Origin of the sequence: Prevotella sp. OH937_COT-195, from assembly GCF_003932845.1 — a bacterium.
Classification (GTDB): Bacteria; Bacteroidota; Bacteroidia; order Bacteroidales; family Bacteroidaceae; genus Prevotella.
This window is the reverse complement of the sequence record NZ_RQZH01000017.1, coordinates 14,902-29,708: the sequence shown is the minus strand read 5'-3', so window position 1 is coordinate 29,708 and position 14,807 is coordinate 14,902. Positions and strand designations below refer to the sequence as shown.

Genomic DNA, 14,807 nt, shown 5'->3' with positions numbered 1-14,807 from the left:
CTGTATTCTTCACTGTTGAATATTATTATTGTCTTGCCTCCGTTGCTTTAACCCCTCAACTCTCGGTTTCCTCGTACTGCTCGTAAAGGAAATCGTTGTACGGATATTTCTGCACATGAAGTTGTTTAACCTTGGCATACAGTCTGTCGCGCAGAAGGTCGATGTTGATTCTTTCCTTTGCCGATATGAACAAACAATCGTCGTTCATTTTTGCCATCCATGTCTTCTGCAGTTCGTTTAGCGTTATGTTCTCTCTTGTCGCCGGGGTAAGGTCGTCTTCCTCTTTGTCCACCCATTTGTATGCATCTGTTTTGTTAAATACAATCATCTGTGGTTTGTCGGCAGCTCCGAGTTCTTTCAGAGTGTTGTTAACCACGTCTATCTGTTCCTCGAAATCCGTGTGCGAAATATCCACAACATGTACCAACATGTCGGCCTCGCGCACCTCGTCGAGCGTCGATTTGAACGAGTCCACAAGGTCGGTGGGCAGTTTCCGGATAAATCCTACGGTGTCGGCGAGCAGGAACGGCAGGTTTTCCACCACCACTTTGCGCACCGTGGTGTCGAGCGTGGCAAAGAGTTTGTTCTCTGCAAACACGTTGCTTTTCGACAGAAGATTCATCATGGTCGATTTTCCCACGTTGGTATATCCCACGAGAGCCACCCGGATAAGTCGCCCGCGGTTTTTTCGCTGTGTTGTCTTCTGTTTGTCAATCTCCGCGAGTCGCTGTTTCAGCAGCGTGATACGTTGTAGGATAATGCGGCGGTCCATCTCCAACTGCGTCTCTCCGGGACCGCGCAGTCCCACACTTCCTTTTCCTCCTCCCGAGCCGGAGCCGCCGCCCTGACGTTCGAGGTGAGTCCACAGTCGTTGCAGTCGCGGAAGCATGTAGCGGTATTGTGCCAGTTCCACCTGTGTCTTGGCGTTTGCCGTCTGCGCCCTCATGGCAAAAATGTCGAGAATGAGCGATGTGCGGTCGAGTATCTTTACTTTCAGTTCTTTCTCAATATTTCGTATCTGTTTTGCAGAAAGTTCGTCGTCGAATACAACCATGCCCACTTCCCGCTCGTTGTCTTCTTCGTTTTGTATGTATTGTTTTATTTCCTCGAGTTTTCCTTTGCCTACGTATGTTGTCTGGCTAGGAGCGACCATTTTCTGCGTGAAACGTTTAACGCACACTGCCCCCGCGGTGTCCACGAGAAACTCCAATTCGTCGAGATATTCTTTGGTCTTCGTCTCGTCCTGCTCCCTCGTTATGATTCCCACGAGTATCGCGGTCTCGGTCTTTGCCTCGGATATTACAAATTCTTTCATTAAATAAAAAACAATTCTATGACCGCGACAAAATTACTAATAATTCCGTGAAATGCCAAGAAATGCTTTTGTTTTTATAAGAAAAACAAGTCTTTTCTTGTCGGTTTTTTACAAAAATATTATTTTTGCAGCACGTTTAAAAAGTATTTTTATGAGATTGATAATAGAGCCCGATTATAAACGCATGTCGGAATGGGCTGCCAATCATGTTATTGAGAGAATAAATGTCTTCAAACCCACCAAAGAAAGGCCGTTCGTACTCGGTCTTCCCACCGGTTCTTCGCCGGAAGGAATGTATGCGGAATTGGTAAAGGCATGCCGCGAGGGGCGCGTCTCGTTCGGCAATGTGATAACTTTCAACATGGACGAATACGTGGGACTGCCGGAGAGTCACCCCGAGAGTTACCACTCGTTCATGGCACGCAATTTTTTTGACCACATCGACTGCCCGAAGGAGAACATACACATACTCAACGGCAATGCAGACGACCTTGAAGCGGAATGTGAACGATACGAGGAGATGATAGCCGAAGCTGGAGGCGTGAATCTTTTTATCGGAGGCATAGGTCCCGACGGTCACATAGCATTCAACGAACCTTATTCGTCGCTCGCATCGCGAACTCGTGTGAAGACACTTGCCGAAGATACAATCATTGCCAATTCGCGCTTTTTCGGAAACGATGTCGATAAAGTTCCCGTGCAAGCCCTTACAGTGGGCGTCGCGACGGTTATGGATGCCGACGAAGTAATGATTCTTGTCAACGGGCATCACAAGGCACGCGCCTTGCAGGCCGCAGTGGAAGGTCCCGTTAACCATGCTTGGACAATCAGTGCATTGCAGATGCACCGCAACGGCATAATAGTTTGCGACGACCCTGCTGCCGACGAACTGAAAGTGGGTACTTACAAATATTTTAAGGGAATAGAGAAAAACAATCTGTAACATACATTCCGCATGGTGACAAACCACCATGTCTTTTGCAATTTCGCCTGTTTTGGAAAGCAAAACAGGCGAAATTGAGAATTAAAACTGCCGGTTTTGATTCTTGTTTCGGCAGATGTGGGGTGGCGGAAATTCTTTGAAACGTTGCGAAATACTCTTGAATGACTTGAAAATACATAAGTTGAGACAATGCTTTTTGTTAATGTTCTGATGTGCGGAATTGTTGTCCCAACTCTCCAACTGCGTAGGACGAGCACCTCTTACCAATGATAAAAACCATCTCACTTCCGCCTTTTCGCGCGTTAAATTGAATTAATCTCATAATAAAATGTCGAAAAGCGTGCGATGTTTGAAAAAAAATGCTTATTTTTGCACGCAATAATTTTTTAAAAGATATACGATATATATGTCATCATTTGTTGCAGATAAAATAGTTATGGACGGTCTCACTTTCGACGATGTCCTGCTTATTCCCGCTTATTCCGAAGTGCTGCCGAAGACGGTGGAGTTGAAAACCATGTTCTCGAGGAACATACCGTTGAACATACCGTTTGTTACGGCGGCTATGGATACCGTGACCGAAAGTGCCATGGCGATTGCCATTGCACGAGAGGGAGGTATAGGCGTGATACACAAGAATATGCCGATAGAGGCTCAGGCGCGCGAGGTGGCAATAGTGAAACGTGCCGAAAACGGAATGATATACGACCCGGTAACCATTCAGAAAGGACGATGTGTGAGTGACGCGCTGGAAATGATGGCAGAATATCATATCGGGGGAATACCGGTTGTTGATGAGGACAACCGTCTCGTGGGTATCGTGACAAACCGTGACCTGCGCTTCGAGAGACGTCTCGACAAAAAGATAGACGAGGTTATGACAAAGGATAATCTCGTGACGACACACCAGCAGACCGACCTTGACGCCGCAGCAGAGATTCTTCAGGCAAACAAGATAGAGAAACTGCCGGTGGTTGACAAGGACAACCGATTGGTGGGACTCATAACATACAAGGATATTACCAAGGCCAAGGATAAACCCATGGCATGCAAGGACAGCAAAGGAAGACTGAGAGTCGCGGCAGGAGTGGGGGTGACCGAAGATACCCTCGACCGCATGCAGGCTCTCGTGGAAGCCGGCGCAGACGCAATAGTGATAGACACTGCACACGGGCACTCAAAGTCTGTGATAGAGAAATTGCTCGAGGCAAAGGCTTCTTTCCCAAACGTGGATATCGTGGTGGGAAATGTTGCCACCGGAGAGGCGGCACGTATGCTCGTAGAGAATGGAGCCGACTGTGTGAAAGTGGGCATAGGGCCGGGTTCGATATGCACCACACGAGTGGTGGCAGGCGTGGGAGTCCCGCAACTCAGTGCCGTATATGACGTGTTCAGCGCATTGTCGGGAACGGGCGTTCCGCTCATAGCCGATGGCGGACTGCGTTATTCTGGCGATGTGGTAAAGGCTCTTGCGGCAGGAGGCAGTTCGGTGATGATAGGTTCGCTCGTGGCAGGAACGGAAGAAAGTCCCGGCGACACAATAATATTCAACGGAAGAAAGTTCAAGAGTTACCGCGGAATGGGGTCGCTCGAGGCGATGGAGAACGGCTCGAAAGACCGATATTTCCAAGCAGGCACGAAAGACGTTAAAAAACTCGTACCCGAAGGAATTGCGGGACGGGTGCCATACAAGGGAACACTGCAGGAAGTGATCTACCAACTGACGGGCGGATTGCGCTCGGGAATGGGATATTGCGGAGCACAATCCATCAACGCGCTTCACAATGCCAAATTCACACGTATCACAAATGCGGGAGTGATGGAGAGTCACCCTCACGACATAACGATAACCAGCGAGGCACCGAATTACTCGCGCATGGAATAAAAATAAGTATAAGGATATTATAATAATGAAAAAGACATTTCTCGCAACAGCCATGCTCTTAGTGGGGGCGATGGCATTTGCACAGAGCGAAGACCCTGTGATAATGACAGTGGCAGGGCAGCCGGTCAGTCGTTCGGAGTTTGAATATTCGTACAACAAGAATAATTCCGACGGAGTGATAGACAAGAAAACGGTTAAGGAATACGTAGAACTTTTCGTTAATTACAAACTGAAAGTTCAGGCGGCTCTTGATGCGCGTCTCGATACGCTCACGTCATTCAAAGAAGAGTTCCTCGGTTATCGCAATCAGCAGGTGCGACCAACGTTCGCCACAGACGAGATGATGGAGAAAGAGGCTCGCGACATATACGACTCCACGGTAGAGCAGATAGGGCCAGACGGACAGGCTCTTGCTTCGTATATACTGTTCGCGTTAAGTCCAGATGCACCCATGGCAGAACAGGAAAAACAGAGAATGCGTACAGACTCCATATACAGTGCTTTGCTCGGTGGTGCCGACTTTGCGGAGATGGCACGCACACATTCCGATGACAAGGCTACGGCAATGCGTGACGGACAGATGCCGCCGGTGACGAGAAGTAGGTTGCCCGAGGAGTTTGCCAACCAATTGTTCGCACTGAAAGACGGAGAGATGAGCCGCCCGTTCCTGATGCCGATGGGATATATTATAGTGAAGATGCATCAGCGCAAGTTCTTGAAACCGTTCGAGGAGGAACGAACGGACATAATGAAATGGATGGAAAACCGCAACTTGCGCGATATTGTTGCAGAGAGAAGACTGAAAGAACTGGCAGCCGAAAAACTCGGACTGAAAGACAGTATCGACAATCTCGCAGACGAGCAGAAAGCGAAATTGGAGAAAGAAGAGATGAGCATGCTCGACAGAAGAACCGCAGAATTGTCGGCTTCGGACTCTGACATGAAGAACCTGATACGCGAATATCACGACGGATTGTTGTTATACGAGATAAGCAGTAGAACCGTTTGGGATAAAGCGGCTAATGACGAGAAGGGGCTGAAGAAGTTCTTCAAGAAGAACAAGAAACGGTATGCGTGGGACAAACCTCGCTTCAAAGGCATGGCTTACCATGTTAAGGACGAGGCAGACAAGAAGGCCGTGGCGAAATGTGTCAAGGGACTGCCGTTCGATGAGTGGGCAGACAAACTGCGTGTCACGTTCAACGCCGACTCGGTTATACGCATACGCGTGGAGAAAGGGATCTTCAAAGAAGGCGAAAATGCCGTCATAGACAAAATGGTGTTTAAGAAAGACACTGTTGTCACACCGATGAAAGATTATCCCATAGATGCCACTTTCGGCAAAATTTTGAAGAAAGGGCCGGAGTGTTTCGAAGATGTGCGCGGATTAGTCACCTCCGATTATCAGGAAGAGATGGAGAAAGCGTGGATAGGCGAACTGCGCAAGAGATATACAGTGGTGGTGAACGATGACGTTCTGGACACCGTAAACAAACATGACTGATGAGAACATCAAAGAAAATTGTACTTGCCGCAACCGCGATTTTCGCTCTTGCGGCAAGCATGACGGCACGCTCGGGATGGATTGCCGAAGGTAAGGGAAACCGCACCGGGGCGACAGACTATGCGCCTGCCGATTCCGCCGTGACTGCCGATGACACACAGACGATTAACGAAAAGTCTGTGGTTGACGAGGTTATATGGGTGGTTGGAGACGAGCCGATACTGAAATCGGAAGTCGAAGTAATGCGACTGCAGGCGGCAATGGAGGGAGTCAAACTGAACGGAGACCCCGATTGTGCCATACCGGAACTGATTGCCGTACAGAAACTGTATCTGCATCAGGCTGCCATAGACAGCATCGAAGTGAGCGAGACCGACATCACGCAGGGCGTTGAACAACAGATAAACTATCTCATCAATGCCGCCGGAGGACGGGAGAAATTGGAAGAATACCGCAATCAGACACTTACACAGATGAGAGTGCAGATGCGTGACGAGTATCGAGACCGACAGTTGGTGGAGAGAATGAAGGAGAAGATAGTGAGCAACGTAAGCGTGTCGCCTGCCGACGTGCGTGCATATTTCAAACATCTGCCGGTTGACAGCGTACCGTTTGTGCCGACAGAGGTGGAAGTGCAGATAATAACGCGGCAACCGAAAGTGGAACAGGAAGAACTGAACCGCGTGAAAGACAGGCTGCGCTCGTTCACGGAGCGTGTCACAAGCGGCGAGACTACGTTCGCAACATTGGCACGACTATACTCGGAAGACCCCGGGTCGGCACGTCAAGGCGGCGAACTCGACTATGCCGGACGTGGAACGCTCGACCCGGCATTTGCTTCCGTGGCATTCAATCTTACCGACCCGGGCAAGATTTCAAAGATTGTGGAAACGGAATTCGGCTTCCACATCATACAACTTATGGACAAGAGAGGCGACAAAATAAAGTGCCGCCACATATTGTTGAAGCCTCGCGTGAGCCGTGCGTCTGTCGATGAGGCTGTCACAATGCTCGATTCAATCGGGACGGATATACGCAACGGGAAATTCTCTTTCGACGAAGCGGCGTTGTATGTGTCTGACGACAAAGACACGAAAAACAACCACGGACTGATGGCTAACTACTCGGAGATGGGGCGCACATCGCGATTCCGCATGAAAGATTTGCCGAGAGAGGTGGCAAGAGCCGTTGAAAACATGTCCCAGGGAGAGGTTTCGAAGGCTTTCGAGATGGTGAACGACAAGGGTAAGACGGTGTGCGCGATTATAAAACTTAAGTCGAAAATAGAAGGACATCGTGCCACGATAACGGAAGATTTTCAAGTTATGAAAGACGTGGTAATGGCAAAACGGAGAGATGAATGTCTCAAGGCATGGGTGAAGGAAAAACTTAGAACAACGTATGTCCGCATGAACGACCGTTACCGCAGTTGTGATTTTGAATATGAAGGCTGGGTAAAATGACGGCTTTTAATAAAGTAATACAAATGTTCGCAGGGCATAGAATCATCATATTTGTGGTTCTATGCCTGTTCGCTCTTTGTGCAATGAGCAGCGGGCCGCGCAAACATAAGAGGAGGAAGACCACCGACGAGAGAATATATCTTGTGAATGCCGATGTGCTTTACTATGATCAGTTTGCCTCGAATACTCCGGGGGCACAGGTTCTCAACGGCAACGTGCAGTTCCGCCACAAAGGAGCCACGTTATGGTGCGACAGCGCATTGTTCTATGACAGAGAGAACTCGTTCGAGGCATACGGGCATGTAAGACTGGTACAAGGCGACTCTGTGTCGCTGACAAGCGAAGAGGCATATTACGACGGGAACGACCAAATGGCAGAGGCACGGCATAATGTGGTGCTGAAACACCGCGGCACAACGCTATATACAGACAGTTTGAACTATGACCGACTCTACAACGTGGGTTATTTCTTCGAAGGGGGGAGAATGGTTGACAAGAAAAATGTACTCGTTTCAGACTGGGGAGAGTATGACACGAAGACAAGAAAGGCTGTATTCAACTACAACGTTACCTTGCGCAACGATAATTTAACGATAAACACCGATACGCTGCATTATGACACACGCTCGTCATTGGCACAGGTTGTGGGGCCGTCGCGCATTGTTTCGGGTGAAAGCACCATCGACACTAAGTCCGGTTTTTATAACAGCAAGACGGGACAAACACAACTGTTCGGGCGTAGCAAAGTAATGAACGGAGAGAAAGAAATTACCGCGGACAGTCTTTTCTATAATGAGAAAACGACGGTAAGCGAGGGATTTAACAACGTAGTGTATGTTGACAAGGAAAACAAGAACTCGCTCGAATGCGACTATTTCTGGTATAACGACAGTACGGGGGAGGCGATGGCAACGCGAAGGGCATTGATGATGGATTTCTCGCAGAATGATACACTTTATGTTCATTCGGACACGATACGCCTTTATACATATAATATTGACACGGACAGCGTTTTCCGTACGACACACTGCTACAAGGGGGCGCGTGCGTACAGAAAGGATGTTCAGGCAGTGTGCGACTCGCTTGTATATAATACGAAAGACTCTTGCATGACAATGTACCGTGACCCTATAGTGTGGAACGACGACAGACAGATACTCGGAGAAAAAATTGAGGTGTTTATGAAGGACTCGACGGTGGAGCGTACGCATGTAATCGGACAAGCATTCTCCACCGAGATGCTGCATGACAGTATTCATTATAATCAGGTGTCGTCGAACGAGATGTTCGCTTTCTTCGATGATGGAAATCTATATAAGACAGAGGCTGTGGGCAATGTGCGCACTGTGTTCTATCCGATAGATGAAAAAGATAGTTCGCTGATGCTTCTCAACTATCTTGAGACAGACACTGTGAGAATGTTTTTGCAGGATGGTCAATTGCAAAAAATATGGACTCCGCGCGCTGAGGGAACGGCTTATCCCATGTCGCAGATACCGCCGGGAAAGGAGAAACTCGACGGATTTGCATGGTTCGATGCCATACGACCCGTTGATAAAAATGACATATTCAACCGGAGAGGGAAAAAGGCGGAGGAGAAACTGAAACCGCAGAAACGGCATACCGCACCGTTGCAGCAAATCCGAGACGGAAAAGTGGAGACCGTAAAAGGCGTGGAGACAGAATTATGATTTGGACGGGACAGGGCAGACCGAGACGTTTCGAACATCGCATGATTTATGCGGACGACAGGAAAAGAATGACGGAAAAGTTGAAGAAACGGACTGAAAAGAAAGATGCAAAGAGTGTGGAAGATAAACGTAAGCACGATTTTCATGCCTCTTTCACAAGCGGAAACGCTCATCTTAACCGAAAGAAAACCGGAAACGGAACGAATTTCTTGTTTATTGCAATCGTTTTGACTGCCATACTGCTTGCTGTTTTATATGTTCTTTCTTAAAAATAAACAAAGACAATGAGTGATGTTATACAACTTCTGCCGGACAGCGTGGCAAACCAGATTGCGGCAGGCGAGGTAATACAGCGTCCGGCTTCCGTGGTAAAGGAGTTGGTGGAGAATGCAATAGATGCCGGCGCAACGATAATAAATGTTGTCATCGTTGATGCAGGACGCACCTTGATACAGGTAATAGACAACGGACGGGGAATGACCGGAACAGACGCACGTCTCGCTTTCGAGCGGCATGCCACGTCGAAGATACGCAAGGCAGACGACTTGTTTGCCCTTCACACCATGGGATTCCGAGGAGAAGCACTCGCTTCGATTGCTGCGGTGGCGCAAGTTGAACTGAAAACGAGGGCAGAGGGCGATGACATTGGTACGAGACTCTCGATAAGCGGGTCGAGAGTGACGGGGCAGGAGCCGGTATCTTGTCCCGTGGGAAGCAATTTCTCTGTGCAGAACCTTTTCTTTAACGTGCCGGTTAGAAGGAAATTCCTCAAATCGAACACTACCGAACTGAACAATATTCTTACCGCATTCGAACGCATCGCACTCGTTTATCCGCAGGTGGAGTTTACTTTGCACAACAACGGAGTGGAGGTATTCAATCTCAAGCAAGGTAACATTCATCAGAGGATAGTGGATATCTTTGGTAAGAAAATAAACCAAGAGCTGCTGCCGGTAAACGTGGATACCGCCGTGTGCCGCATATCCGGTTTTGTGGGAAAACCGGAGTCGGCACGCAGAAAAGGCCCTCATCAGTATTTATTCGTGAACGGAAGATACATGAAGCACGGATTTTTCCACAAGGGGGTGATGCAGTCTTACGAGCGGTTGATAGCCGTCGGCGACCAAATTCCTTATTTTATATATTTCAACGTGGAGCCGGAAAACATCGATGTGAACATACATCCAACCAAGACGGAAATCAAGTTCGACAACGAGGTGGCGATATGGCAGATATTAACGGCGGCAGTTAAAGATGCATTGGGACGTTTCAATGATGTCACGGCAATAGATTTCAATGTGGAAGGGAAACCGGACATTCCCGTGTTTACTCCTTCCGAGGATATTTTTTCCATACCTAAGGTGGATTACAACCCACACTACAATCCTTTCAAGGATACTTCGAGAGCATCGTCTCGCAACGGAGACGCTACTCATAACTGGGAGAAACTATACGGGGAGAGTATGCCGGAGAAACCGGAGGAAAAAGGAATGTTCGACGAAGAACAGTCGTCTGTTAGCGGCATAATAGAGGAAAAAGCCCCCACACATTATCAATATAAAGGGTGCTACATAATGACAGCGGTGAAGTCGGGACTTATGATAATAGACCAAGAGCGAGCACATGTCCGCATATTATATGATAGGTATATGAGGCAGATGGCAGACAACGGACTGCGTTCGCAGAAAGTGTTGTTCCCGGAGACCGTGCAGTTTCCGCCGTCAGACATAGTGATGCTGCAGAAAGTTATGTCGGAGATGACACATCTCGGCTTCGAACTTACTGATCTCCGCAGCGGAACTTACGCAGTTAATGCCGTGCCGGCAGGCATTGATGGTATAAACGTGGGAGCATTGATAAAAGATATGGTGAGTTCGGCGGTGGAAAGCGGATGTTCCGATACCGCAGACATAAATCATTCGCTTGCAATGAGTCTTGCACGAAGTGCAGCAATCCCACAAGGACAGGTACTCTCTAACGATGAGATGGAGACCATCGTGAACGAACTGTTTGCAACCACGAATGTTAATTACACCCCGGACGGAAAGCAGATTCTCTGTATTCTGAAGCAACGTGATATTGAACAAATGCTTGGTTAAAATGGTCATAAAACGTCATAAAACATCGAAATCATTGTTTTTTTAGATGTTGTTAGTGAAATTTCTGTAAAAAAAGTGTTGTATTTAGAAAAATATTATTAACTTTGCCAACGAAATATCACAATTTGTTTTTAAACAAAGACTTTATATTTTTATCAATAAATAATTTTTAGTTATGAAAAAGTTTTTAATTGCATTGGCATTTGCCACCGTTTCTGTTGCAGGTTATGCACAGGACACAGACGCTTACTCAAAGTATAGCGTTGCCACTAATTCATTCTGGAGCAACTGGTTTATACAGTTAGGCGGACAGTATGATGTGTTCTATTCCGGTCAGGAGCATGGACTTAACATGGGACAGTCTCTCGCAAAAGGTTTCCGTGGAAACTTCGAGGCATCTGCAGCCATCGGTAAGTGGTTCACTCCGGGATTGGGTCTTCGCATTAAGGCATCAGGTATTTGGGGACGTACGGTAGGTACTAATTATGACAGAGATCTTTATTTCCCCAATGGTAAAGTTATCATAAATGGTGAAATGGCTTCCGGAAGCAAGGGCTTCAACTTCTGGACGGGACAAGGACAGGTATTGTTCAACCTGAGCAACATGTTCCTTGGTTATAATCCTAACCGTGTATGGAATTTCATTCCATTCGCAGGTGGTGGTATTGCTCGCAACTGCACTGCCAACCGCTATGCCATGGGTCTGGGCGTTGGTATCCTTAACGAGTTAAACCTCTCAAAGCGTGTAGCTCTGAATATCGAGGCTGGTTGGAACCGTTGGGAGTCGGACTTCGACGGTGTTTACAATGGTATTGACGAAGGTCACCGTGGTTGGGATTCTCACGACAACGTACTCTATGCAGAGGTCGGTCTGACAATCAATGTTGGCAAGGTAGGCTGGAACAAAGTTCCCGATGTTGACGCAATCCGTGCCGGATACGAGAGCCGCATCAACGACCTCAACAACATTATCCGTGACCGTGACGCTGAAATCGACAGCCTGAAGAAAATCAAGCCGGAGACAATCCACGTGAAGGATCCTGCAGCAAGCCGTTTCGTTGCTACTCCGATCTCTGTATTCTTCAACATCGACAGAACCGAGATTGCCGAACTCAAGGATCTCGTAAACGTTCGCGCACTTGCTGACTATGCAAAGGAAACAGACAGCAACCTCCTCGTTACAGGTTATGCTGACAGTGCAACAGGTACTCCGAAGCGCAACCAGTGGCTTTCAGAGAAGCGTGCTGACCGCGTTGCAGGCGAACTCGTTAAGATGGGCGTGAGAGAGAACAAGATCCGCAAAGAAGCTAAGGGTGGCGTTAAGATTCTTTCTCCGATAAGTTACGACCGTCGTGCTACTGTTCAGGTTGTTGAATAATATTAATATTATCCGACTTAACAGTATATAAGGATATTTATAATTTGTGCCTTCTCGCAAACGGGAAGGCACTTTTTTATTGTATATACTTTGTATTCATGTATCATGGCATGTTGTATCATATTTATTTCACATTTGTTTCCGTAACTTGCAAAATATTTTTTTGTTAATTTTATGGTAACGGGGTGAAAAATATGCTGAAAAGTTTTGCCATATTAAAAAAAACAACTACCTTTGCACCGCTTTTTAAAGGTAACAGGGCGTTTAGCTCAGCTGGTTTAGAGCATCTGCCTTACAAGCAGAGGGTCGGCGGTTCGAATCCGTCAACGCCCACGAAAGATAAAGGTTTCGCTTCTTTAAGGTTGCGAAATCTTTATTTTTTATATTCTCCGTGTCGGTAATACGGAATAAGATCTCTGCAAAGGCAACCGTTTCTGCAGAAGTCTTGAAAAATAATTCTGCATGATAGTATTTGTGTATATATTTTATTGACATACATTCTGTTGCGAATTGATAATGAGAATGTTTGTCATTAGACAGAAACCGTTTTGCGATTTCACCGAAATTGGTGAGTAAAACCGCTGAAATTGCTCGATAATTTCGGCGAAATTGCAGCACGATTAAGCACAAATGAAATGCCGGTTCGGGGTAAGGAATATTGTAAATGGTTTGAAACGTCTGAAAAAGTGACTGATTTTGCAGCGCTTTCTGTATGTTTTTTATTGGCATGCGGCATTCTTTTGTGATGTAATAAAATGTTCAAGCGATGTAATAAAGTGTTCAATAAATGATTTTGAGACAATGATTTTATGCTCAGTATTTATTTTTTTGTTTGGTATGTATAAAAAACAGTCTAAAAGTTTGGTGGTTTCGGGGAAACATATTACCTTTGCAACGCTTTCCAAAAGTACGGGCGTTTAGCTCAGCTGGTTTAGAGCATCTGCCTTACAAGCAGAGGGTCGGCGGTTCGAATCCGTCAACGCCCACTTAGCAAGATCCCGCTTCTCGCAGAAGAGATGCGGGATTTTTTCAAAAGATAAATAACAACGAGAAGACAATAAATATTAGGAATATACGACTTACCTGTTGAAACAACCATTTATATAGGATAAATCATATTGTAATTGTTATAGAAAATTCGAGAGAATAAAGATTAAGAAATAAATATATGGATCTTAATTTATTGACCGCAATATCGCCCATTGATGGCAGATACAGGACTAAAACAGACAGATTGGCGTGCTATTTCTCCGAGTATGCGCTCATTCGTTACCGCATAAGGGTCGAAATAGAATATTTCATAGCACTGTGCGAACTGCCGCTTCCACAATTGAAAAAATTCAATCATGCACTTTTCGATAATATACGTGACATCTATCGCAATTTCAGCGAGAGCGACGCACAGCGTGTAAAGGATATTGAAAAGGTTACAAACCACGATGTCAAGGCGGTGGAATATTTCATAAAGGAGCGTCTCGATGAGATAGGAGGTTTCGAGAATTATAAAGAGTTCGTACATTTCGGACTTACCTCGCAGGACATAAACAACACTTCGGTGCCGCTTTCCATGAAAGAGGCTCTTGATGACGTGTTCGTGCCGCAGGTAAAAGAACTTGTGGCATTGTTAAACGAGTATGCCGATGCATGGGCAGATGTGCCGATGCTGGCAAAAACACATGGACAGCCGGCAAGTCCCACACGTCTCGGGAAGGAAGTGCGGGTATTCTCATATCGTCTTCAGAAACAACTCGAAGAGTTGCAGAGAACGGAAATTACAGCGAAATTCGGTGGCGCGACCGGTAATTTCAACGCCCACCATGTGGCATATCCGGAGTACGACTGGCAGGAGTTCGGGAACAATTTCGTAAGCAGTAAGCTCGGACTCGTGCGCGAACAATACACCACCCAGATAAGCAACTACGATCAAATGGGAGCCGTTTTCGATGCTCTGCGCCGTATTAATACGGTAATCATCGACCTCAACCGCGATTTCTGGATGTACATTTCGATGGACTATTTCAAGCAGAAGATAAAAGCCGGAGAGGTGGGGTCGAGTGCCATGCCGCACAAGGTAAACCCCATTGACTATGAGAACAGTGAGGGAAATCTCGGCATAGCCAATGCCTTACTGCAGTTTTTGGCGCAGAAACTGCCTGTCAGCAGACTTCAACGCGACCTCACCGATTCTACAGTGCTGCGCAACATCGGTGTGCCTGTCGGGCATAGCATCATAGCAATACAAAGCACATTGAAAGGACTGCGCAAACTTATCCTTAACGAAGAGAAAATAAAGGCAGACCTCGACGACACTTGGGCGGTTGTGGCAGAGGCCGTGCAGACAATTCTCCGCCGTGAGGCTTATCCCAATCCGTACGAGGCATTGAAAGCACTCACGCGCACTAACGAGAAGATGACGGCAGATACCATACGCGCTTTCATAGACGGTCTCAATGTTGGCGAAGATGTAAAAGCAGAGTTGCGAACCATCACTCCGCACAACTATACAGGAATTTGATTCCTTAATATATA

10 protein-coding genes and 2 tRNA genes are annotated in these 14,807 nt (G+C 46.9%); 11 read left to right on the top strand and 1 reads right to left on the bottom strand.

The genetic code is table 11. The features are described 5' to 3' along the window. Positions 1-55: 55 nt before the first annotated feature. On the bottom strand, positions 56-1,315 hold the full coding sequence (gene hflX / locus EII32_RS07590; RefSeq protein ID WP_125234834.1) for a GTPase HflX: 1,260 nt from the start codon (positions 1,313-1,315) through the stop codon (positions 56-58). A gap of 151 nt (positions 1,316-1,466) precedes the next feature. On the opposite strand from hflX, the gene nagB reads away from it, so the two are divergent. From nagB to purB, 11 genes are all read left to right on the top strand, one after another. Further along, positions 1,467-2,258: a glucosamine-6-phosphate deaminase gene (gene nagB, locus EII32_RS07585; protein ID WP_125234833.1), complete on the top strand. Its 792-nt coding sequence runs from the start codon at positions 1,467-1,469 to the stop codon at positions 2,256-2,258. A 406-nt stretch (positions 2,259-2,664) separates the two neighbouring features. Then, entirely contained in the window at positions 2,665-4,143 is a 1,479-nt protein-coding gene (gene guaB, locus EII32_RS07580) for an IMP dehydrogenase (protein WP_125234832.1), read from the top strand. Positions 4,144-4,168: 25 nt separating this feature from the next. Next, entirely contained in the window at positions 4,169-5,647 is a 1,479-nt protein-coding gene (locus EII32_RS07575; protein ID WP_233582345.1) for a peptidylprolyl isomerase, read from the top strand. After that, the gene (locus tag EII32_RS07570) at positions 5,647-7,110 is read left to right on the top strand and encodes a peptidylprolyl isomerase (RefSeq protein WP_125234831.1); all 1,464 of its coding nucleotides are present in this window, start codon (positions 5,647-5,649) and stop codon (positions 7,108-7,110) included. The genes EII32_RS07575 and EII32_RS07570 overlap by 1 nt, the downstream gene beginning before the upstream one ends. Next, the gene (locus tag EII32_RS07565; protein ID WP_125234830.1) at positions 7,107-8,801 is read left to right on the top strand and encodes an OstA-like protein; all 1,695 of its coding nucleotides are present in this window, start codon (positions 7,107-7,109) and stop codon (positions 8,799-8,801) included. The genes EII32_RS07570 and EII32_RS07565 overlap by 4 nt, the downstream gene beginning before the upstream one ends. Further along, the gene (locus EII32_RS07560; RefSeq protein WP_125234829.1) at positions 8,798-9,070 is read left to right on the top strand and encodes a hypothetical protein; all 273 of its coding nucleotides are present in this window, start codon (positions 8,798-8,800) and stop codon (positions 9,068-9,070) included. The genes EII32_RS07565 and EII32_RS07560 overlap by 4 nt, the downstream gene beginning before the upstream one ends. Positions 9,071-9,085: 15 nt before the next feature. Then, positions 9,086-10,900 carry a DNA mismatch repair endonuclease MutL gene (mutL, locus tag EII32_RS07555; protein ID WP_125234828.1) on the top strand — a complete coding sequence of 605 codons (1,815 nt, stop codon included), beginning with the start codon at positions 9,086-9,088 and terminating at the stop codon, positions 10,898-10,900. 175 nt (positions 10,901-11,075) lie between these two features. Further along, the gene (locus tag EII32_RS07550; RefSeq protein WP_125234827.1) at positions 11,076-12,278 is read left to right on the top strand and encodes an OmpA family protein; all 1,203 of its coding nucleotides are present in this window, start codon (positions 11,076-11,078) and stop codon (positions 12,276-12,278) included. A 258-nt stretch (positions 12,279-12,536) separates the two neighbouring features. Beyond that, positions 12,537-12,611: transfer RNA gene (locus EII32_RS07545), tRNA-Val, on the top strand. A 578-nt stretch (positions 12,612-13,189) separates the two neighbouring features. After that, positions 13,190-13,264: transfer RNA gene (locus EII32_RS07540), tRNA-Val, on the top strand. A 182-nt stretch (positions 13,265-13,446) separates the two neighbouring features. After that, the gene (gene purB / locus EII32_RS07535) at positions 13,447-14,793 is read left to right on the top strand and encodes an adenylosuccinate lyase (protein ID WP_125234826.1); all 1,347 of its coding nucleotides are present in this window, start codon (positions 13,447-13,449) and stop codon (positions 14,791-14,793) included. The last annotated feature ends 14 nt before the right edge of the window (positions 14,794-14,807 follow it).